This window comes from Streptomyces sp. NPDC048297, assembly GCF_043201585.1.
In the GTDB taxonomy this organism is placed as follows: domain Bacteria; phylum Actinomycetota; class Actinomycetes; order Streptomycetales; family Streptomycetaceae; genus Streptomyces.
Genome location: NZ_JBICZA010000051.1, coordinates 1 through 22,323 on the forward strand (window position 1 = coordinate 1; position 22,323 = coordinate 22,323).

Sequence of the window (22,323 nt, forward strand, 5' to 3'; positions counted from 1 at the left end):
ATCGGCACCGGAAAGCGCGTCAGGCCGTCCCAGCAAGGCCGCCGCGAGGTCGACGTTCTCATCGAGCTGGGCCACGACGTTCTCGTACGTGGACACGTCCGCGCTCAGCAGGACATCGGTCAGAGGTCCCACCTCGGGCAGGAGCTCGGCGGCGATGTGGCGATCCGCGAACATCCGCAGGATCAGGTCCGGACGCGACCGGAACGCCACGACGAGCCTGGGGTACCGGAGCATGCCGGGCCGGATTGCGGGATCGGTCTCCAGCGCCTGTAGCAAGGCCGGGCTCGAGGAGATCACCGCGACCATGTCCGCGGATTCGCTCAGTCTCGTCGCGACGATCGTGTACTGCGGGTCCCCCACAGCGCGCAGCAGATCGGGGTAGGAGGAGAGCGTCTCGATCAGTCCGGGGGAGGTGGCCATCAACCGGGCGGCCACGGGGGACCCTGACACCGCGACGAGCACGTCGCGGTGCCGCATGAGGGACTCGATCGTCGATGCGGGGGGTGTGGGAGCACCGCTCGCGTGCAGGGCTACCAGATAGTCGGCGAGATCCACGTCCGGAGCGACGGACAGCGTCTGGTCGTAGGTGAGCAGCCGGCGGGCCAGTTGGTCGACGACTTGTTCGGAGCGATCGCCGATGACGTCTGTCGTCGTGTGCTCTTCCGTCCAGCGCTGAAGGGCGAGAGTGACCAGGTGCCGCGCGTCCGTGCGGCCCAGGCGCGGCCGGCTCGCGGTGAGCTGCCCACTGGAGCTGGAGGGTGCTGCGGCGCGCGAGGTCGAGGGTCCCGGCCGGCTCTCCGTCGAGGGGCCCGGCTGGGCGTCCGTCGACGGGCCCGCCTGGCTCACCGTCGAGGGGCCCGCCTGGTTGTCCGTCGCGGAGCCTGTCGGCGCGGTCGCGTCGTTGCCGCCACCGCCCTTGCGGCGCTTCCTGGTGTTCTTGGGCGCGCCGCCCGGCATCCTGTCCCGGGCAGGCGGCATCTGTGCCACCAGCCGCTCGGCCAGGGCCTGGGCGCCCTCGGTGTCGTTCGCCTGCGTGTACAGGTGGTAGGCGACCCGGCGGACCGCCTTGTCCTCCGGCGTCAGGCGGTCGTACGGATCCTCGTGAGGATTGATCGAGGGCGGGAGCGTGCGCAGGGGACCCACGAGAGACCGTGCGCTGTCGATCGCGGCCGGCAGCGCGTCTCCGGTGGCCCGGGACCACGCACTGGACCAGAGCTGATCGAAGACGGCCTCGTCGAAGTCCGCTTCGTCGGTCGCCGACGGCCGGACCTCGCTGCGGTCCTCGCTGGTCACCAGCGGCCGGATCTCGCCGCGCTCCTCGCTCTCGGCGATCACCCGAGCGGCCACGCCGTCCACGTCGGAGAGGTCGCCCGGATGCCGGAGCAGCTGAGCCGTGACGCGCTGGACCAGCGCGATACGGCGGTCACGGAACACCGTGTCACGGGGCGCGAGCAGCCTGTCGACGGCGGCGGCCGCACGCTGGGTGATGGCCACCGTGCCGCTGAGCGAGTTCCCCGGCGTCGCCGCGGACTCGTCCCCGGTCCCGGACTGCCAGGCGGCGACGTACCCCTCGTCCCATTCCGGGCGGGGATTGGACCAGGCGTCCACCGCGTCGACCACGGAGAGATGCCACGGATTACGGAACGGGGGAATTTCCGACGACATGCGGGCCAGGTATTTGGCCAGGCCGCTCCGAGGGCGCGTGCGCGTCAGGCCCTGCCAGTCGACCCCGTGTGCGGCCGCGACAGCGATCAGCCAACCCCTGCCACGACGGTTCCGGCCGGCCCCCGGGTGGAGGCTGCCGAGTGTCGACGCCACCGTGTTGCGCAGCTGGCCGGCGCGCTCCGGGCCACCGGTGAGCAGCTCCTGGCCGAGGACGACGGCGACGTGCGCGGGGTCGGCACCCAGCTCACGGGAGAGTCTGAGCAGGCTGACCGGCTCGACCCCCAGGTTGGCGGCGATCTCGGGCAGGTCCGTCGGCACACGGCCGATGTCCTCGGCCAGATCGAGAATCGCGTTGGCGCTCTTGAGCTTCAGCACGGTACGCAGCCGATCGACCTCGGACGCGTCGAACCACTCCTGCCGGTTCACGCGCACGAGCTTGTGCCGATCCACGCCCAGGCGCCTCGCGAGTTGCTTGCCCTTGAGCCAGCTGATCTTCCGGCGGTCGTACCCAGGGGCACGCTCCCCATCGTCGTGTTGCGGAAGTGGTCCCTCCTCATAGACCGGAGGTTCTTCCACCACGGACGGGTCGGTCACGGTTTCCGGCACGACGGACGGGTCGGTCACGGTTTCCGGCACGACGGACGGGTCGGTCACGGTCGCCGGCACGACGGACGGGTCGGTCACGGTCGCCGGCGATGCGGCACCCGGATCCGCCGTGGCATCGGCGTCGGGTTCCGCCGTGGCATCGGCGTCGGGTTCCGCCGTGGCATCGGCGTCGGGTTCCGCCGCGGCATGCTCGGCGGAACTCGCGGAGCCGGCGTCCGGGAAGGCGTCCGGACCGAGCAGGGAGACGAGCTGCGGGGCGGGGGCGTCCGCCTCGTCCGCGTCCGCCTCGATGTCACGGAAGGGCAGGTCCCTGGAGCTCAACGGGCTGGCGGGACGGCTGGAGCCGTTGTCCACGGCCACCGTCGCCAGCGGATCCTCCAGCAGCTGGGCCGCCAGGGCGTGCGCCTCGTCCGCCCGCTCCGGGTCGGTGAGACCCGGCGTGGTGTAGAGCAGGTGCGTGAGACGTCGCGCGGCCTGCTCGTCCTGGCCGAGGCCGGCGAAGTCCCGGTCGCTGTGACCGAGGGGATCGGTGACCCGCCCGAACTTCGAGAGCAGGTCCTGCGCACTGGCAGCGGCCCGCGCGACCTCGGGGTTGTCGAGTCCCGTCTTCTCCCAACGGCGTTGGAAGGCGCGGGCCGAGAGCCTGTCCGGCTCCTCGCTCTCGTCGTCCACCGACGGCTGGATCGTCCGCTCGACGTCGTCGGCCGCCGCGATCCACTGGTCGCGGTGTGCGCTGACGCGCTTGCCGGCAGCCGGCCACGGCTTCCGGGCGATGACGACCGGACGGCCGTCGGGTGCGCCCACGACCACGGTCGTCCCGTTCGGCTGCACCACGGTGAGAGTGACGCCGTGGACGTGACCTGCCACCAGCGGCAGGATGTCGTCGGTCGCGTCACCGGCGGTCGTGAACGTCCGCATGGCCTCCGCGAGGGAGCGCCGGTGGTCGTCGCCCCAGCCGCGGTAGACCCGGCGGAGTTCCTGCATGTAGATCTCGGGCCGCTTCTTGTCCTTGCTTCTGCGCAGCAGGTCGTCGGTGCGGTCGTGGGCCACCGCCGCCTGGGCCTGCACGTCGATGGCGTCCCACAGCGGACGGGAAGCGCCCGGCTCGGAGTCGAGTTCGGCGAGGAGTGCGTCCGCGAGGTGGGCACGGATCTCGGCGGGGGTGCCGGACACGAGATCGGGCGCGGCGGTGCTCAGCGCGAGGACGAGACTGTCCGCACTGCCCTTACTGTCCGTAGCTGCCTCGGGCTCCTTCGGGGTGAGCCCGTGCCGCTCCAGGTACGTGTTCTGACGCTCGGACAGGCCGCCCTCGGTCTGCGGCGCCGAGGCTTCCTTCGCCGAGGCTTCCTTCGCCGAGGCTTCCTTCGCCGAGGCGTCCTGTGCCGAGGCGTCCTGTGCCGTCCCGTCGTCCTGCACCGTCGAGGAGGCCTTCGTCGTACCGGCGTCCTTCGCCGCCGTGGCGTCCTGCGTCTTCGGGTCGGCGGATTCGGCCGGAGGGGCCGAGACCTTAGGTGCGGCCTGCGCCGCGTCCGCCGTCGCCTGCTCCGCGTCCGCCGCCGTCTGCTCCGCGGGCGCGTCCGGGACATCGACTTCGACGATGCTCGCGCCACCCAGCAACCTGCCCCGGGCAGGCGGCATCTGTGCCACCAGCCGCTCGGCCAGGGTCTTGGCGCCCTCGGTGTCGTTCGCGTGCGTGTACAGGTGGTAGGCGACCCGGCGGACCGCCTTGTCCTCCGGCGTCAGGCGGTCGTACGGATCCTCGTGGGGATTGATCGAGGGCGGGAGCGTGCGCAGGGGACCGACGAGAGACCGTGCGCTGTCGATCGCGGCGGGCAGCGCGTCTCCGGTGGCCCGGGTCCACGCACTGGACCAGAGCTGATCGAAGACGGCCTCGTCGACGGGCGCTTCGTCGGTCGCCGGCGGCCGGACCTCGCTGCGGTCCTCGCTGGTCACCAGCGGCCGGATCTCGCCGCGCTCCTCGCTCTCGGCGATCACCCGAGCGGCCACGCCGTCCACGTCGGAGCGGCGGTCCGGGTGCTCGAACAGCTGAGCCGTGACGCGCTGTACCAGCGCGATACGGCGGTCACGGGACACCGTGTCACGGGGCGCGAGCTGCCTGTCGACGGCGGCGGCCGCACGCTGGGTGATGGCCACCGTGTCGCTGAGCGAGTCCTGCGGCGTCGTCGCGAACCCGGTCTCGGACCGCCGGGCGTTCCCCTCCCAGGCGGCGACGTACCCGCCCCATCCCTGGCGGGGAGTGGCCCAGGCGTCCACGGCGTCGATCATGGAGAGATGCCACGGACTCCGGAACGGGGGAATCCCCGACGACCCGCGGGCCAGGAACTTGGCGAAGCCGTTCGTGGGGTGCGTCAGGCCCTGCCAGTCGATCCCGTGCGCGGCCGCGACAGCGATCAGCCAACCCCTGCCGCGACTCTGCCGGCCGGCCCCCGGGTGGAGGCTGCCGAGTATCGACGCCACCGTGTTGCGCAGCTGGCCGGCGCGCTCCGGGCCACCGGTGAGCAGCTCCTGGCCGAGGACGACGGCGACGTTCGCCGGGTCGGCACCCAGCTCACGGGAGAGTTTGAGCAGGCTGACCGGCTCGACCCCCAGATCGGCGGCGATCTCGGGCAGGTCCGTCGGCACACGGCCGATGTCCTCGGCCAGATCGAGAATCGCGTCGGCGCTCTTGAGCTTCAGCGTGGTACGCAGCCGATCGGCCTCGGACGCGTCGAACCACTCGTACCGGTTCACGCGCTCGAGCTTGTGCCGATCCACGCCCAGGCGCTTCGCGAGTTCCCTGCCCTTGAGCCAGCTGATCTTCCGGCCGTCGTACCGAGGGGCGCGCTCCCCCTCGGCGAACGCCGGGAGTGCTCCCTCGTCGTAGGCCGGAGGTGCTTCCTCGCCGTAGGCCGGGGGTACTTCCTCGGCGGACGGGTGCTGCGACACCACGGCGTCGGACGTCAGCAGAGCGGGCGTGGGTGTGGGCGTGGGATCGGGCTGCGCTGTGGCGTGGACGGTGGAGGTCGCGGCATCGGCGTCCGGGAGGACGTCCGCCGTGAGCGTGGAGGTGAGGGAGTCCACGTCGGAGGTGAGGGAGTCCTCGTCGGAGGTGAAGGGGTCCCCCTCTGAGGCGAAGAGGTCCTCGTCGGAGGCGAAGGGGTCCCCGTCGGAGGTGAGGGAGTCGCTGTCCAGCGGCGGCCTGAAGATCAGGTCGTCGGGGCCCGACGACAGGGTGGCGAAGCGGCCGGGGCCGTCGTCCACGGACACCGTCGCCAGCGGATCCGCCAGCAGGTCACCCGCCAGGGCGCGCGCCTCGTCCTCCCGGCTCGCGTCGGTGAGACCCGGCGTGGTGTAGAGCGTGTACGTGAGACGCCGTGCGGCCTGCTCGTCCCGGTCCAGGCCGGAGAAGTCCCGGTTGCCCAGGCCCAGGGGATCGGTGATCCGCCCGAACTGAGCGAGCAGCTTCTGCGCACTGGCGGCGGCTCGCGCGATCTCGGGGGTGTCGAGCGGCACGCCGTCCCAACGCTGCTGGAAGTCGCGGTCCGACAGCGCCTGTGGCGTCTCGTCCGCCGCGATCCACTGGTCGCGGCGGCCTCGGGCGACGACGACCGGACGGCCATGGGGAGAACCGACGACCGCGGTCGTCCCGTTCGGCTGCACGACGGTGAGCGTGACGCCGTAGACGTGACCTGCCACCAGCGGCAGGATGTCGTCGGCCGGGTCGCCGGTGGTCGTGGACGTGCGCATGGCCTGCGCGAGGGAGCGCCGGTGGTCGTCGCTCCAGTCGCGGTGGACCTTGCGGAGTTCCTCGGTGTAGATCTCGGACCGGTTCTGGTGCGTGCCCTCGCGCACGAGGTCGTCGGTGCGGCCGTGGGCCACCGCCGTCTGAGCATGCGCGTCGATGGCGTCCCACAGCGGACGGGAAGCGCCCGGCTCGGAGTCGAGTTCGGCGAGGAGCGTGTCCGAGAGGTGGGAACGGATCTCGGTGGGGGTGCCCGTCACGAGATCGGGCGCGGCGGTGCTCAGCGCGCGTACGAGGCTGTCCTGACCCGTCTCGGACACTCTCGGAGTGAGCCCGTGCCGCTCCAGGTAGGTGTTCTGACGGTCGGACAGGCCGTCGACGGCGACGGCGTGCTGGGTCGTGGCGGCATGCGCCGACGAGGGGGTGGGCGACGCCTGACCGGTCATGGCGGTCGTGGCGGCATGACCGTTCGCGGCGACCGGTGCGGCCTGGACGCCAGGCGCGGGCTGTGCCACGGACGGGTCCGGGACGTGGAGGGCGCCGGGCCCCGTGCCGTCGGACACGAGACCGTTCAGTCCGTTCACGTGCGTCGGCGACGCGGAACCGAGGCCGGTGCCGAGGTCGCCGTGCGCCTGTCCGGGGTGCGCCGTGCCGTCCGGGGCCGGGCCGACCGCGCCCGCGCCGTTCACACCGGGGCCGGTGGCCGGCACCGGGTCGGCGTGCCGGGCGAAGCTGTCGCCCTGGCCGGTGACGGTCGCGTCCGCGCCGGGCACGGGAGACGCCGTCGTGTGGTCGGGTCCGGAGACGAAGTTCTGCGTCATCGTGGGGTCGGAGGTGACCGCGTCCGGCACGTCCTGGGCGGATGTGACGGTCGTGGGGACCGGGTCGAAGCCGTTGTCACTCGACGTGAACGGCTGCGACGCGAGCTGGTTGTCAAAGGGCCGCTGCACATCGCCGTTACGGCCCGAGGGGCCGGAGGACGCGGCCGACGCACCCGCGCCGTTGGACACCAGGCGGGAGGTGTCGCCGCCCGGCCCGTGGGAGGAACCGTCCGGCGCGGCCGAGACGCGTGGCCCCGCGCCCTGCACGGTCTGCGGCTGTGCGTGATTGCCCGAACCGGCCGGACCGTTAAGCACATTGGCGTTCCCGCCCGGACCGGCCACCACGTCGGCCTGCCCGATCGGCCCCGCCGACATGGTGACCTGCGGCCCGGGACCGGCCGCCGCGTCGGCGTGTCCGCCTGGGCCCGTCACCACATGGGCGTTCGCGTTCGGGCCCTCCGACACGGTCGGGCCGTTCACCTGCGCGGCCGGACCGTCCGGGCCGTTCGACACGAGGAACTTCTCGTCGAAACCGGTGGCGTTGTCGGCCTTCGAGTCCGGGCCGGCGGACAGCGGTGCCTTGAAGTCCGGACCCGCCGACGCGTCCACCGACTTGCCGGTCTTGGCGTCGTCCCAGCCGTTGAACTGGGACTTGTAGTCCTGCGTGGCGGAGTCCGGTCCCGGGCCCACCGGGTCCTTCGTGCCCCAGGTGTTGACACCGTCCTTCCCGGTGTCCGGTCTGTTGACGAACTTGCTCCGGAGCCACGTCGCGCCGGCCACGACGCCCCTGGTGGCGTGGTGCTCCGTGACGCCGCTGAGACCGGCGGTCCAAAAGGTTCCCACGGTGAACCCCGGGCCGCCGAAGAAAACCGACAGCGCCGCGGCGCCGAGGGCTTCGCCCATGCCCTCGGACACGAACGCGTTCGTGTTCTCGCCGAATTCGTGGGTCATGCGGTTCAGGAACGTTCTCGAGTTGTTCCCCAGGTTCCCTATGCCCAGGTCGTCGAAGCCCCCCGACCGGTTCACCTTCGTCACGAGGTTCTTCAGGTTGTCGAAGCCGTGGCTGAACGTTTCGCCGATGGCACCGGCGAAGACGCCGTAAAGGGCGTCCTGGCCGACCTGCTTCCAGTCGAACGAGGTACGCCGGAACTGCGCCGAGCCCCAGAGCTTGTTCGCCAGCTGGGTGGCGAACGAGATGAGTGCCTCTTCGAAGCCCTCGAAGACGCCCGGAGCGAGCTTGATGCGCTGAAGAAACTTCAAGAAAACGGACAGAATGGCCACACGGGCGCGATTGAAGATCGCGCCCTGAAGGGCCCCGAGACCGCCGAAGCCGAAAAGAGCCAGCGCCGCGACCCAGGCCAGCAGCGCGAGCATCTCGATGACGGCAGCCAGGAGCTGCCAGTTCATGTCATAGATGTCCCGGGCTTTTTGCTGGAGGTCCTTGTTGACACTGACCAGCTGGTCCTGGAAGCCCCGCAGGTAGGTCCTGCCGCGCCCGGACGTGAAGCTGTCGATGGTCGACTGGAACTGCTGCCGGGCCGCCTCCGGCATGCCGTCACCGACGCGCTGCAACAACTGGCGCGCCGAATCCATGATCTTGTCGAAGTGCTTGTTGGCTTGGTCGTAGACGCCAGCCGCGTTGAGTGCCATCTGGGCGTTGGCCGTCGGCGGCTTCTCACCGGTGAGCGCAAAGATCAGATTCTTGACCCATTGAGGCAGAGATCCCAGGTCGAGATTACCGCTCACGAACGGTTACCGGTCTGGTTCTGGTGGTGCTTGATCGAGTCGACCACTTCGCCCTGCTTGCGCACGTATTCGTCGGCGTTCTTCATGGTGCCGTCGGCCAGCGCTTCGAACGTGTCCGTCAGGGCGACGAGGGTGTTACGGGTGTTCTCCACCGTCTTCTTGTAGATGGGCCCTTCCGCGTTGGCGAAGTCGTCGGCGCCGTCCTGCCCGTACCAGTGCATCGTGTCGGCCACGCCGCTGTCGAAGCTGGTGACGACTTCGTGCACGGCCTGCTTGAAGGCGCGCAGAGCCTTCGAAGCGTCGTAGACCCTATCGGCTGACGACTCAAAGCTCTCAGGCATGACGACTCCAAGGAATGCCGGCACCCGGTGCGGGTGGTGGAGAGGAACAGAGTGCACCAGGGCGCCGGTGGAGCGCCCCCGTTACATGACGTAAGACTTGATTGATTCCGAAACTAAGTCACCCATGGGTGTCACCGTCCGTCTCCCCCTCGACCTCGTCGTACAGGGCCTTGCCGCGTCCCTTGCGACGGCCCCCGTTCGTGCCGCCGCGCTCCGGCTCGGGAGGCGCCGCGGGTCCCAGGAACCGGCCTATCAGGGCCCCCCAGTCGGCCTCCGAGCCGGGAATGGACGGCGTGTCCGGCGCTGCCACATTCATGTCGTTCTGCAGCTGGTTCACCGTCTGGGTGAGTGGCTTGACCACCTCGGCGACGTCCCTGGACGCCTTGGCTCGTGCCTGCCCCATGGCTTCCATGAGGGAGGCCGCCAGTTGCGGAGCCGCCATCTGCCGGTACCGGTTCGCCAGGAAGCTGACCCCCGTGACCTCTCCCGTGCCGCTCACCGTCACCTTGACGGCACCATCGCGGGAGGTGGCCGAGACGCTCACCTGAAGGATGCGCTCCTGGGCCTGTGCGGCGGCTCGCTCCGACGCCTCGAGGTCCGCGATCGCCATGGCGAGGCGCTCCTCCAGGTCTCCGAACGGTGAACTCATCAGTTGTCCCCTGTCATGAAGGCGTTGCGCTGTGCTCCCGTGTCGGCGGCGTCATCGCGCCCGAGCACCGCGGGATTGCCGGCGTCCTCTGTACCCCAGACGTCTTCTTCCTCGGCGAGCCAGTTGGCGCGCTCACGCTCCGAGCTCTGCGTCTGCTGGCCTGCGCCCTGGCCGCCGCCCGGCGGCATGAAGGGCATGCCGGAGCCTGCCTGGCCGGCGCCCTGGCCGGCGCGGGCGGCCGTGGCCGTGGGTTCGGCGGCGACGAAGTCACGGACGCGGTCGGTGCCCGCACCGGCGCCGGCACCGCCGCCCATGCCACCCATACCGCCCATGCCCGCGCCGCCCATCCCGGGCATCATGCCCGGGGCCGGCCCGCCGGCCCCGGTGGCGGTGGGACCGCCGAGCCCGACGCCGGCCCCTCCGGCGAGGGAGTCCGCGCCGTAGCCGGGGAAGTCGGTCGAGACGTCGTACCCGGACTCCTCGTACGCCGGGTTCGACAGCCCGCTCCCGGACAGATGGCTCCCGGACAGGCTGCTCGGCAGATCGCTCCCGGACAGTCCGGCGTGCGCCCCCGAGAGCGCGCCGCCGGCGTGGTATCCGTCGGCTCCCGAGATGCCCGGCAGGTCGTAGCCCGGCGCGTTGAGGGAGGGAGCCGGTGTGTTGACCAGCGTGCTGTGGGGCAGGCCTGGGAGGGTCTTGCCGTCCGGACCGATGTACGACGTGTGGCCTTCCGGATCGGTCAGCGTCATCGTGCCGCCCGGACTCAGCACGCTCTTGCTGCCGTCGGGGTTGAGCGTGGTCGTCGTCCCGTCGGGCTGAGCGGTGATCTCGGTGCCGTCGGGGTTGAGCGTGACCGTGGTGCCGTCGGGGCTGCGGGTGATCTTGGTGCCGTCGGCGCTGGTGGTGACGACGCTGCCGTCGGGAAGGACGGAGCGCGTACTGCCGTCGGGGTAGGTGACCGTGGAGGCGTCGTTCCGGCCCTGCAGCGAGGGCGTGGGGAGGGGGATCTTCGTCGTGCCGGTGCCGGTGCCGGTTCCGGGTCCGCCGAGGCCAGGGAGCACGACTCCGGGGCCGCCGGTCCCGGTGTCGGTGGAGCCGGGGCCTCCCAGACCGGAGTCACCGCCGAGGCCCAGGCCGTCGACGCCCGGCAGGCCGGCAGCGTTCAGCTGGGGTGTGGGAATCGGGTGGGTGAGTGCGGTGGTGGGTCCGTTGGTCGTCGTATTGCCCGAGGTGTCGGTGCCGAGCGGCCCGTTGGTACCGGTACCGGTATCCGCACCGTTGAGGCCGGGAAGATTCAGGCCGCTCGCGTCCAGGCCGCTGTTGCCGGTTCCGCTGCCCCCGTTGAGCTGCGGGGCGGGCACCGGCATGGTCAGCGCTCGCGTGTCGGGACCCTTCCCGTCCTTGCTCGTGCCGTCCTGGCCGGTGCCGTTCTGGCCCGTGCCGTCAAGACCGGACCCGTCAAGACCGGGCCCGTTCAGCCCGTTGTTGCCGGCACCGTTCTTGCCGTTGAGCGTGGGGGGCGGGAGGTCCTTGATGTTGGGGCCGTCCTTGCCGGTACCGTCCTTGCCGGTGCCGTCCTTGCCGTTGAGGCCGTCGTTCCCCCCGTCCGCGCCGTTGTTCCCGTCGAGGCCGTTCTTCTTGAGGTAGTCCTCGAACGCCTTGTTCGGGTCCGTCTTGTCGTTGGAGCCGTCCTTCTGGTTGGTGCCGAGCGCAGAGGTGTCCTTGGTGGTCAGTGGTGACGTGACGATGGCCGCCGCGTCGATGAACGCGTTGTTCACTATGCTGAGCTGCGCGTTGCCGGCCGGGGCCAGCATGGCCTCGACCGCGTCGTTCCACCGCTGGACGGCCAGCTTGCCGATGTTGCCCCAGGTGTCTATCTGCGACAGATCGCCCCACGTGGGGTGCGCCGACTGGTAGGAGCCTGTCGCGAACACGCTGTACTGGGACGGCGCGTCGCCGTACACCGGCGTGATGCTGCCGCTCACCTGGCTCAGGTTGTAGGACTGGATCCAGCTTGCGATGTCGTAGATGATGTTGTCCAGGGCCAGCATGGGGTTGGAGGCCGGGTTGTTCCCCCACTGGTGCCAGGCCGTGATGAGGTCGTAGCTCGACTGGTGGACGGCGTTGGCCGCGCCGATGAGACCGTCGCCCTGCTTGGTCAGGGACGCCCCGTTCCCGTTGACGGGAAGCAGGGCGAAGTTCTTCGCGGAGAATCCGGACGGGCTCAACTGGTCCTTGTAGCCCTGATAGTTCTCCCGCATCCGCTTGATCAGCGCGGCGAACGCGTCGGCGGCGTTGCCCTGCATCTTCGCGTCGTCGGCGTGGAGCGAGTCCTCCCACTGCTTGAGGATGACCTCCTGGTCGCTGAAGTAGCGGGAGGCCCGGTCGAAAGCGCCGGCGATGTCGGAGAAGGTCCGCAGGTTGACGGAGTTCTGGGGGTCCACCACCAGCCCGCCGTAGGATTGGCCCTGCGACGAGAACGGGGCGTTGATGAGCGAGTTCAGCAGAGCGCGTGACCCGAATATGTAGTTGTCGAGGGGCGTGCCCGGCCGGGCCGGCCGGGAGTGCGGGTCCCAGAGGAAGTCAATCGAGATCTTGTTGAGATTGACGCTGTCTCCGGAACCCGTGTAATAGCCAAGGACGTAGGAATGTCCGTCCACGTTCGCGCCGACATTCGACCCGATCGCATCGGTCGCGGCCACGTTGCCCCGCGACTCGATCTTGACATTCATCAACGGCGTCTTGCCGTCACTCCCGGAGAGGTCCTCGAACAGTGTGGTGCGATCGGGCATGGGATAGCCCGTCAGCAACTGGACTGCTGAGGCCCACTGGTCGGCAGGCATGGATCGCCCCTCCGCCCCTTCCGTGTCAGGTGGTGGTGGTCTGGCTCGGGTTCGGCAGACCGTTCGGGCCGTTGGTCCCCGTGCCGGTGGCCGACTTGATCAGGTTCAGGAAGTCCGCGGCCTTGATGTCGCTCAGGGTGTCCCCCTGCTTCTTCAGGAACTCGTTCACCATCTTGGTGAGGCTGTCCTTGACTTCCTGAGAGAGGTCCGTCAGGCCCTGGATGATCTGGTCGATGCTCTGGGTGAACTTGAGCGTCGTGGTGTTCAGGGTCGATCCGTGCACCGTGTCCCCGCCGGCCATCAGGCCGATGCCGAGCGGCTTGGTCAGGGGAAAGGTGTCCGGGTTCGTGTAGCCGCGGGCGATGGATCGCGGGGAAAGGGTTCCGTTGGAGTCGATCCCCAAGTCGTGCAGGGCCGCGATGAATTCCGCGAGCGGCCCGTTCATGAACGCGTTGACTCCGTCGGAGTCGAGTTTCGTGAGGCGTGCCTGGGTAGCCACGGTATTCCTCTCAGGAGCCGGTTACTTGACCGAGAGGTCGCCCCAGTTCTGGGCGAGGGTGCGGTCGAGGACGTTGTAGTCGTCGGCGATGTTGTGGAGCAGGCTTCCGTGGCTCTGGACGGCCTGGGCCGCGTGGTCCATGTAGCCGTGCCACTCGGTGAACTTCTCGTTGAAGACACCCTTGTGGACACCGACACAGCTCGGCTCCCAGCGGCGCACGGCCTGCTGGAGGTTGTTCAGGACGGTGTCGATCGCCTCGCTCGCGTTGATCAGCTGAGCGGTGACACCATCGGTCGAGCCGTAGTTGATGTCGATTTGTCCGTGATCATAACTTGCCTCAGGCATGAGGCACCTCCTTGGTTTCGGGTGTCAGATCCGGGAAGTCCCCTGGATCAGACGGGTGTTGAACGCGACTGTCGTCAGCGGCCGGAAGGACCCTGCAGGCCGGAGAAGGCACTCTGCTGGCGCTGGACGGCCTCGAGCTGCTCCTCCTGCTTCGTCTGCTGGTGACCGGAAGTCGCGATCATCTGCTCCTTGACGTTCAGGAGGCCCTGCTCGACCTGGCGCACGTCGGCGTCCCAACTCGAGAGCAGGCCGTAGAACGCCTGTCCGTCCGCGCCCTTGTAACCCGTCTCCAGGTCGTTCTGGGAGTTCTCGACGATTCGCCGGATGCGCAGGACGTCCTCGTAGGCGTTCTGCATCAGCTTGGCGACCTCAAGGTTCGCGACATATGTCGCCTTGAGTCCGGGGGCGGCTCCGCTCATCATTCCGCCGTCGGCCACTTGGTTCACCTGTTTCCATCTCGTCGGATACTGCTGCTGTCTGGTCGAGAATGCGGGGTGGCGGCCCCGCTGCGGATGCGTCGCGTGACGTACGTTCGGCCTGCGTCCCGCAGTTACGTCACCTCGGGCTGCCGGCCCGCAGGGAGGCGGCCTTGACCCGTGTGACCTGGGCCGATGAGCCCTGAGTCGCTGTGCCCGGGGCCGATGTGGCCCGTGCCGACGTGGCCTTCCCCGCACCGTTGCCCGAACCGCCCGAGCCGTCCGTGCCGTCCACCCCGGGGCAGGTGCCGCTGGGCTGGTCCCCGCCGTCGGGCGGCGACAGCGCGGCCGCACCGGGGTCGAGCGTCGCTCCTGTCGGCAGGGTCATCAGCAGCGCCGCGGGCACGCCCCGCACGTCGGCGGGCGTGTAACCGAGCGCGGTGAGGGTGTCCTCCGACGCGATGGGATAGCGCACGCCGGAGTCGGTCACCAGATAGCGGGTGTCCCCCATCTCGGTGCCGGCGCTGCTGAGCGCCTGGACCACCGCGCCCCGGCCGGGCCGTATCTCCACCCGGTCGACGGGGAGACAGGCCGCGGCGACGTGGTCGGTGGGCGGCTGCGTGACGTAGTCGGCGGGTACGGCGGCCGGAACCAGGGCCACGCTGACCGCGATGCCCTTGCCCGTGCTGGGCCGCACCACGATGCACGGCTGGGTTCCCGCGGGGATGTCCGCGAGGCGCGGCGGCGAGGGAGGCAGTGCCTCGGCGGAGGGCCGGGACGCGGTGGGCGCCTGGTGCGAGCGGGCGGTGTCCGCCCCGATCGGGCGCGCGAGGGGTGCCGTGCCCGCGTACGCCTTGTCGCGGGTGCGCGGATCGCCGAGCACGAGTGCGGTCTGCATGGTGTCGAGGGGGACGAGTCCGTCCTGGAGCAGGAGCTGGAACTGTGCGGGACTGCCGGGCACCCGCAGCTCGAAGACCTGTCCGATGCGGGTCGGTGTGCCGTCGAGTTCGGGTCCCGCGGAGCCTCGTCCGGTCACCGAAGGTGCGGCGATGTCCGGTCCCGCGGGCAGCGCCGCGAGGTACGCCGCCGAGACGGGGTGGGCGACCGCGGAGCCGTAGCCGAGGGAGGCGCGCGCGCCGGACGTGTCGTCGAGCAGGAACCGCTGCCCCGACCAGACCAGCGACTGGCGGCCGTCGGGGCCCTGGACGAGGAGTGCTTCGCCGCCACCGAGCGGACGGCCCCTGTGCGTGGCGCCGATGGCGAGCCGGGTGTGCACGTCGGCCTCCCCGGACGTCTTCTGGCTGCTGGCCGCGCACATCTGCCACGGTGACGTGACGAGCCGGTCGGGCCCCGGGAGGCTGTCGGGTGCTCCGGGGATGCCCACGGCGGGACCGCGCGGGACGTCACCGATCGCGGAACTGGCCAGGTTCGCGGTGGAGGAGTTCGGTCCCATCAGCAGGCGCGCCGAGGAGTAGTTGAGGATGGACCGCAGCCGGCCCTGTGCGTAGATGTAGCGGTTGCCCGTGTCCTCCTCCATGACGAGCGTCCCCTCCTTGCGCCATGTGGAGGGGGTGCCCGGGGAGAACACGCCCCACAGCAGCGCGACGACGACCGCCAGGGCCGCGACGATCGTCCCGAACACCATGCCGCGGTTGGTGCGTCGGCCCGGCGCCTCCAGTTGGTCGGGGTTCGCGCGCAGCATGCCGGAGGTGAGGCGGCTCATCAAAAAGAGATGGGCCTGCACCTGATCACGCTTGGACTGCACGGTACTCCTCCGGGATGGCTGTGGCGGTTGCCGGTGGTGCGTGGGGGTGGCAGGGCAGAAGGGCCCGGTTCAGCTGGTCGGTCGACGTGTGCTCAGCTGGTCAGTTGGCGTGCCTTGGCGTAGACGCCGACCACCCACAGAGCGAGGGGCGGCAGCGCCAGCGCCATGACGAGGTGCAGGATCTCGGCGGCGCGTCCCCAGTACGGCACGAGGCGCCTGCCGGGTACGGTCCACACGGCGATGGTGAGGGCGATCGCGAGGGTGACGAGGGCGAGGACCAGCGCGAACCGCCCGACGTTGCCGAGCGAGTGGGCGAGGGCCAGTGAGAGGACCCCGACACCCCAGACGCCGGGCAGCAGGATCGACAGGCGCTGCCGGGTGCTGCCGAGGTTGCGGCCGTGCAGGAGCAGCAGGGCGGTGAGGACGGCGCCGGTGGCCGCTTCGGCGACGCCGAAGTGCTGGGCGAGCACGGTGACGCAGATCGTGCAGACGAGGCCGGTCGCGGCGTACAGCGCGGTCATCCAGGCGTTGGCGCTCTCGGCCCTGGTCGCCACGTCGCCGCTCGGATGGGGTTCGATGCTCTCCTGCAGTTCGCCCGGCGTCGTGGGCAGCGGTCGCATCTGCATCCCGGCCAGCCGGAAGGACAGGGCCGGGACGAATCCGCCGAGGATCACGGCGAGCACGCTGATCAGCGCCGCGATGTCGGACGCGGGGGAATCCATGAGCATGCTGAGGCCGCCGGCCACGGCCGCGAAGGCCGCGACGAGCGCGACGGAGAGGAACACGGCCGCCGAGCTGCCGACCACCGCGAGGGCGAGCACGGCGCAGCCCGCCGCGGCGGCGCCCGCCGACAGCAGGTGGGAGGCCATCAGTCCCCCGTCGGACGGGCCTCCGGGCACCAGCCAGCCCGCCATGCCCAGGAAGGGGACGGCGAGGCAGCCCAGCATGACCGCGGTGAAGGAGTCGCCGACGGCCCGGCTGGCGGTCGCCGCTCCGGCGAGCACGAGCACCCCGCACAGTGCGGCGGCGATGCCCCGGTCGACGCCGGAGGGGCCCGGCAGGGTGAGGACGAGGGCGACGGCCGCGAGCAGCAGGGCCGCGACGCCCCGGGCGAAGAACCTGCTGGTCGACTCGGTCCAGTCGCCGCCGAGCCGGCCCATCACCGTGGCGACGCCGTCGACGATGTCGTCGAAGTGGGCCTCGGGCAGGGCTTCGGCGCGCGACCTCAGGTAGAGCGTCTCGCCGTCGCGGATGCCGAGCGAGGCGAGGGTGGCCTCCTCGTCCAGGGGCGCCTCGCCCAGACGCTGCAGCCCCCAGCCCTGTCCCTCGACCGAGGTCTCCTCGGCCTCGGTGCCGGCGAACCCGAGCAGCGCCGGCAGGAGATCGGCCAGGGGGATGTCGGCTGGGACGGCCAACTCCACCTTCTGCGTCGTGAGTTGGATGGTAAGTCGGCACATGCCCGCGAGGGAGCTTTCACTCATGAGGCGCACCTTACGCATGCGACACTCCGTAGCCCCTCGGACGGATGACGCAATTGCGCGTGCGGATGACGGAATTTGCGTCCCTGATGCATCCACGCGCGCGTGAGGCGCCTAAGTTGCGAAAACCAAGACGTTGCGAAGGAGCTGTCCGTTGAGCGTGGTCCTTTACCGCAGACCGCCCCGCCGTCGCGGGCCGGACATGCCGGACGGCGAAGTGAGCCTGCAGGAGCCGCCCGCGCTGGCGGAGGTCCAGCCGAACGCGGGCGCCGTCTGGACCTTCCTGCCCATGGGCATGATGTCGATGTCCATGATGATGATGTACCTGCGGCCCGGCACGCAGGGCCCCATGATGTACACCTCGGTCGGCATGATGGTGAGCGGCCTTGTCGCGATGCTGCTCGGCCAGTCCATGCAGCGCCGCGGTGAGCGCAAGACCAAGATGAACGGCGAACGCCGGGACTATCTGCGTTACTTGTCGCAGGTACGTCGCCAGGTGCGCCGGGCGATCGGGGAGCAGACCGAGGCACTCGCGTGGCGCCATCCGCATCCCGCCGCTCTGTGGTCGCTGGTGGGCACCGGCCGCATGTGGGAGCGGCGCGTGGCCGACGAGGACTTCGGCGAGATACGTATCGCGGTCGGCTCGCAGCGTCTTGGACTACGTCTCGCGCCGGTGAGCACCCGGCCCGTGGAGGATCTGGAGCCGCTGACGGCCCACGCCCTGCGCTGTTTCGTGGAGGCCTACACACAGGTGCCCGAGCAGCCGATCGCGGTGTATCTGCGGGCCTGGTCACGGGTGCTGATGCAAGGGGAGCCGGAGGAGATGCGCGCGCTGATACGCGCGATCATCGGGCAGTTGGCGACGCTGCACAGCCCGGACGACGTATGGATCACGCTGTGTGTGTCGGACGAGGCCAAGCCGGAGTGGGACTGGTCGAAGTGGCTGCCCCACGCGCTGCACCCGCAGGCCACCGACGGTGCCGGGCCGACCCGGATGGCGGCGGCCGGTGTGAGCGAGCTGATCGATCTGATCGGTGCCGAGTTCTCGGAGCGGCCGCCCTTCGACCCGACCGCGTCGCCGACCCGGGACGAGCCGCTCGTCATCGTGGTGATCGACGGCGGCGGTGTTCCCGCCGAGCACCGCTTCGACGGCGCCGGCTACCGCAACTGCGTGGTGTTCGACCTTTCCGGAGCACTGCGCTGGCGTCCGGGCCGCACCACGCTGCGGCTGCGGCTCGCCGACGGCAACGCCGAGCTGGTGCGCACCGACCGCAACCGGCGTGAGCAGTCGACCGTTCTGGGCCGGCCGGACTCCCTGGGGCCGGTCGCGGCGAGGGCGCTCGCGAAGGCACTGGCTCCCTACCGGGCCACGACCGGCGGGGAGTCGGCGGAGCCCCTCGTCACGGACATCGAGCTGACCGGACTGCTCGGCATCGGCGACCTCAGGCGCTTCGAGCCGGCGACCCTGTGGCAGCGGCGCACGTCCGGGCAGCATCTGCGGGTCCCGATCGCCCGCGCGGCGAACGGCGCGTCGGTCGACCTGGATCTCAAGGAGTCGGCGCAGGGGGGCATGGGCCCGCACGGCATGCTGATCGGGGCCACCGGTTCCGGCAAGAGCGAGCTGCTGCGGACGCTGGTGCTCGGACTGGCGCTGACCCATTCCTCGGAGCGCCTCAACTTCGTGCTGGTCGACTTCAAGGGTGGTGCGACCTTCCTCGGCCTGGACACCCTGCCCCACGTCTCGGCGGTCATCACCAACCTGTCGGAGGAAGCGGCGCTGGTCGACCGTATGCAGGACGCGCTGCACGGTGAACTCATGCGGCGCCAGGAGCTGCTGCGTCAGGCGGGCAACTACGCGTCGGCGCTGGACTACGAGAACGCGCGGGCCGCCGGTACGCCGCTCGCCCCGCTGCCCAGCCTGGTGGTCGTCGTGGACGAGTTCAGTGAACTCCTGTCCGCGCACCGAGACTTCATGGATCTGTTCGTCATGATCGGCCGGCTCGGCCGGTCCCTGGGTGTGCATCTGCTGCTCGCCTCGCAGCGGCTCGACGAGGGCCGTGTGCACCAGCTGGAGAGCCACCTGTCGTACCGGATCGGTCTGCGCACGTTCTCCGCGATGGAGAGCCGTGGTGTGCTGGGCGTTCCGGACGCCTACACGCTGCCGCCCGAGCCGGGCAACGGATATCTCAAGACGGGCGTGGAAGAACTCGTACGCTTCCGTGCCGCCTATGTGTCCGGGAACTACCGGGCCGCCGCGGGGTCGGTGTCGGTGAGCCGCGTCGCCAACCAGATCGTGCCCTGGACGACCACCTGGGTGGTGCCCCGGCAGCCGGTGGCGGCGCCGGAGGAGGAAGAGCAGACGGCGGAGGAGGAGAAGGAGTCGCTGCTCGGGGTGGCGGTGGACCGGCTGCTCGGATCCGGTCCCGCGGCCCACCAGGTGTGGCTTCCGCCGCTGGACGCCTCTCCCTCGCTCGACCTGCTGCTGCCCCCGCTGGAGCCCGATCACGAACGCGGTCTGACGGTGTCGGACCCGGCGGCCCGTGCGCAACTGCGGGTGCCGGTCGGTGTGGTCGACCGCCCCTTCGACCAGCTCCGGGACCTGATGACGATCGACCTGTCGGCGGCCGGCGGCCATGTCGGCATCGCGGGCGGCCCGCAGAGCGGCAAGTCCACGATGGTCCGTACGCTCATCGCGTCGCTGTGCCTGACCCACACCCCCCGCGAAGTGCAGTTCTACTGCCTGGACTTCGGTGGCGGCACCCTGTCGGGCCTGTCCGGCCTGCCGCACGTCGGCGGGGTGACGGGACGCCTGGACGAGGACCGGGTCGGGCGGACGGTCAGCGAGGTCGCCACGCTCCTCAACCGGCGTGAGCGGATGTTCCTCGAGCACTCGGTGGACACCATCGCGACCTACCGGCGCCGCAGGGCCGCCGGGGAGTTCGCCGACGAGCCCTTCGGCGACGTCTTCCTCGTCATCGACGGCTGGCCCACCGTCCGCCAGGACTTCGACCACCTGATCGACGACATCAACAAGATCGCGCAGCGCGGGCTGAACTACGGCATCCACGTCATCCTCTCCACGGCCCGCTGGATGGAACTGACTCCGGTGCTGCGTGAGGCGATCGGCACCAAGCTCGAACTGCGCATGGGCGATCCGATGGACTCCACGATCGACATGCGCAAGGCGGCGACGGTCCCGACGAACACCCCCGGCCGGGGTCTGACCGCGCAGACGAAGCTCCACTACCTCACGGCGCTGCCGCGGATCGACAGCGTGGAGTCCGCGGACGATCTCGCGGACGGGGTCAGCGGACTGGTGTCGGCGGTGTCCGACGGCTGGGCCGGGCGCGCGGGCGCGCCGCCGGTGCGGATGCTGCCCGCGGAGCTCGCCTACTCCCAGCTGCCCCGGCCGGAGGGGGACCGCCTCTCCCTCGGCATCGAGGAGAACGAGCTCCAGCCGGTGTACCACGACATCGCGGAGAGCCCGCACCTGGTGATCTACGGCGACACCGAGTGCGGCAAGACGAACCTGCTGCGGGTGCTGGCCAGGTCGATCACCGAGAAGTACACGCCCGACCAGGCCAAGATCCTCGTCGCCGACTTCCGGCGCGAGCTGATCGACGCGGTCCCGGAGGAGTACCGTCTCGGGCACGCGGTGAGCGTCGACGCGCTGCGGGAGTTCGCACAGGGCGTCGGCCAGGCCATGACGGCGAGGACACCGGACGAGAACATCCCGCCGGCCCGGATGCGCCTGTGCGACTGGTGGGACGGTCCCCGGCTGTTCGTCCTCGTGGACGACTACGAGATGGTGAGCAGCGGCGCCTTCAACTCGCCGCTGGAAGCCCTTGTGCCCCATGTCGTCCTGGGCTACGAGGTGGGCCTGCACATGATCGTGGCGCGGGCCGCGACGGGCGCGGGCCGCAGCGCGTCGGACCCGATAGTGAGGTCACTGCTGGACGCCAACAGCACGACGCTGCTGATGTCCTGCCCGCCGAACGAGGGCCCGCTCCTCCCCGGCGTGAAGCCGAAGCTGCTGCCGCCCGGCCGGGCCATCCGTATCGCCCGGCGCCGCCAGCTGCTCGTGCAGACCGCCCTGCTGGACAGCTGAGCGCGGGACCGGGCGCGGGGCCCGGTGCCCGTCGGCGCCCGGCACACGACGCAAGGGGGGCCACCCGTCACCGGGTGGCCCCCCTTGCGTCGTCGCCCTGCCGTGCGGCCGTCAGCCGGCCCGCCAGCGGCGGGCGCGCGCCCTGGGGACGACCCAGCCGAGCACCCCGACGAACAGCGCGACGCCGGCTCCGGCGGCGGCGACGAGGAAGCTGCGTGCCCGGGTGTTCCCCTGGTGCACCTCGGGCGGGAGCCGGACCGGCGCGGCCAGGGCGGGCGCGGAGTCCGCCGGGGACGGCACCACCCCGGAGACGGCCGCGTAGGGGTCGAGGCGGGGAACCGCGGCCGGGTAGGAGCCGCCCAGCAGACGGGTCCGGGTCTGCTGCGCGCTCAGGTCCGGCCGGTACGCGCGGACCAGGGCGGCGGCTCCCGCCACGAAGCCCACGGCGAGGGAGGACCCCGAGCCGGTGAACGCGCCGTCGCCTCCCGGACCCACGCTCACCACACGGTCTCCGGGCGCCGCCAGGTCCGCGTGCCGTGGCACCGCCGCGCCCTGCGGCCGGGACCCGTCGGCGCCGAAGTCCAGCACCGACAGCACTCCCGGCTCGGCGGCCGGCCAGAAGTCGTGCGGCTTCCCCGCCTCCCCGGAACCCATGAAGCCGGCCTTGTCGGGGACCGCGGGCGCGACCACCAGGACGTCGTGCGCATTCGCGTAGCGCACCGCCTCCGTCAGCTTCGCGTCCTTCTTGTCCAGTGCCCACGGCACCGCGACGACCTTCGCTCCGGCGGCCACCACGGCCTTGATCCCGCGGGCCAGCCCGGGGCCGGTGGCGGCGCCGCGCGGAGCGGTGGCGCGCACGGCCAGGATGCGCGCGTCCGGCGCGACACCCGTGAAGCCCGACCCCGCGTAGGGCCCGGCGGCGATCAGCCCCGCGACGAAGCTGCCGTGGCCGACGCAGTCCTGGCCGCCCGTCGCGCCGAGGGCGGTCACCCGCCCGGACAGCGCCGGAATCGTCTTGCCCACTCCGCTGCCCACCACCCCCACCGCGACACCGGCGCCACGGCTCAGGCGCCACACCCGGTCGAGGGCGAGCATGTCCTGCGTCCACGGCGACTGCGGCGCGCGCTTCGCGGAGGCCGGGCGGCAGGGGGCGTTGTCCGCCAGGACCTGCACGACGACAGGGAGCGTGGCGCCGCTCGCGGCGGCGGCGACGCCAGGAGCCGCCGTGGACGCCACGAGCGCCACGGCGGGGATCAGGGGGACGACTCGGCGTCGGTTGACTCGCATGTCCGCAGCCTA

Annotated in this window: 11 protein-coding genes; 1 reads left to right on the forward strand and 10 read right to left on the reverse strand. The window is 70.8% G+C overall.

Annotation, left to right across the window (positions count from 1 at the left end; all coding sequences use genetic code 11):
* The 9 genes from ACGFYV_RS34750 to eccD form a co-directional block, all read right to left on the reverse strand.
* On the reverse strand, positions 1-8,580 hold an 8,580-nt coding region (locus ACGFYV_RS34750; protein ID WP_393882524.1), incomplete at its 3' end, for a hypothetical protein.
* Positions 8,577-8,921, reverse strand: coding sequence for a hypothetical protein (locus tag ACGFYV_RS34755; RefSeq protein WP_393882525.1), 345 nt, complete (start codon positions 8,919-8,921; stop codon positions 8,577-8,579). The genes ACGFYV_RS34750 and ACGFYV_RS34755, both read right to left, overlap by 4 nt.
* A gap of 118 nt (positions 8,922-9,039) precedes the next feature.
* Positions 9,040-9,570, reverse strand: a complete 531-nt coding sequence (locus ACGFYV_RS34760) for a YbaB/EbfC family nucleoid-associated protein (RefSeq protein ID WP_393882526.1) — start codon at positions 9,568-9,570, stop codon at positions 9,040-9,042.
* Positions 9,570-12,413 (reverse strand): AAWKG family protein, encoded by a 2,844-nt coding sequence (locus ACGFYV_RS34765; RefSeq protein ID WP_393882527.1) that lies wholly within the window; start codon positions 12,411-12,413, stop codon positions 9,570-9,572. The genes ACGFYV_RS34760 and ACGFYV_RS34765 overlap by 1 nt, the downstream gene beginning before the upstream one ends.
* A 25-nt stretch (positions 12,414-12,438) precedes the next feature.
* Entirely contained in the window at positions 12,439-12,912 is a 474-nt protein-coding gene (locus ACGFYV_RS34770; RefSeq protein WP_393882528.1) for a type VII secretion system-associated protein, read from the reverse strand.
* A 21-nt stretch (positions 12,913-12,933) separates the two neighbouring features.
* Entirely contained in the window at positions 12,934-13,257 is a 324-nt protein-coding gene (locus tag ACGFYV_RS34775) for a WXG100 family type VII secretion target (RefSeq protein WP_393882529.1), read from the reverse strand.
* Between the two features lie 74 nt (positions 13,258-13,331).
* Positions 13,332-13,694: a hypothetical protein gene (locus tag ACGFYV_RS34780; RefSeq protein WP_393882530.1), complete on the reverse strand. Its 363-nt coding sequence runs from the start codon at positions 13,692-13,694 to the stop codon at positions 13,332-13,334.
* 118 nt (positions 13,695-13,812) lie between these two features.
* Positions 13,813-15,438: a type VII secretion protein EccB gene (eccB, locus tag ACGFYV_RS34785; protein WP_393882531.1), complete on the reverse strand. Its 1,626-nt coding sequence runs from the start codon at positions 15,436-15,438 to the stop codon at positions 13,813-13,815.
* A gap of 92 nt (positions 15,439-15,530) precedes the next feature.
* Complete coding sequence (eccD, locus tag ACGFYV_RS34790; RefSeq protein WP_393882532.1) at positions 15,531-16,919, reverse strand: type VII secretion integral membrane protein EccD; 1,389 nt, start codon at positions 16,917-16,919, stop codon at positions 15,531-15,533.
* A 151-nt stretch (positions 16,920-17,070) separates the two neighbouring features.
* Between eccD and eccCa the strand changes: the two genes are divergently transcribed.
* Positions 17,071-21,024 carry a type VII secretion protein EccCa gene (eccCa, locus tag ACGFYV_RS34795; protein ID WP_393882533.1) on the forward strand — a complete coding sequence of 1,318 codons (3,954 nt, stop codon included), beginning with the start codon at positions 17,071-17,073 and terminating at the stop codon, positions 21,022-21,024.
* A 111-nt stretch (positions 21,025-21,135) separates the two neighbouring features.
* Here eccCa and ACGFYV_RS34800 read toward each other — a convergent pair whose 3' ends face one another.
* A complete protein-coding gene (locus ACGFYV_RS34800) occupies positions 21,136-22,311 on the reverse strand; it encodes a S8 family serine peptidase (protein WP_393882534.1) in 1,176 nt (391 codons plus the stop codon).
* Positions 22,312-22,323 lie beyond the last annotated feature (12 nt).

What these genes read in the sequence shown, in the direction of transcription:
- ACGFYV_RS34755 (WP_393882525.1), bottom strand. Translation starts at nt 8,921, where the DNA reads ATGCCTGAGAGCTTTGAGTCGTCAGCCGATAGGGTCTACGACGCTTCG.
- ACGFYV_RS34760 (WP_393882526.1), bottom strand. Translation starts at nt 9,570, where the DNA reads ATGAGTTCACCGTTCGGAGACCTGGAGGAGCGCCTCGCCATGGCGATC.
- ACGFYV_RS34765 (WP_393882527.1), bottom strand. Translation starts at nt 12,413, where the DNA reads ATGCCTGCCGACCAGTGGGCCTCAGCAGTCCAGTTGCTGACGGGCTAT.
- ACGFYV_RS34775 (WP_393882529.1), bottom strand. Translation starts at nt 13,257, where the DNA reads ATGCCTGAGGCAAGTTATGATCACGGACAAATCGACATCAACTACGGC.
- eccD (WP_393882532.1), bottom strand. Translation starts at nt 16,919, where the DNA reads ATGAGTGAAAGCTCCCTCGCGGGCATGTGCCGACTTACCATCCAACTC.
- ACGFYV_RS34800 (WP_393882534.1), bottom strand. Translation starts at nt 22,311, where the DNA reads ATGCGAGTCAACCGACGCCGAGTCGTCCCCCTGATCCCCGCCGTGGCG.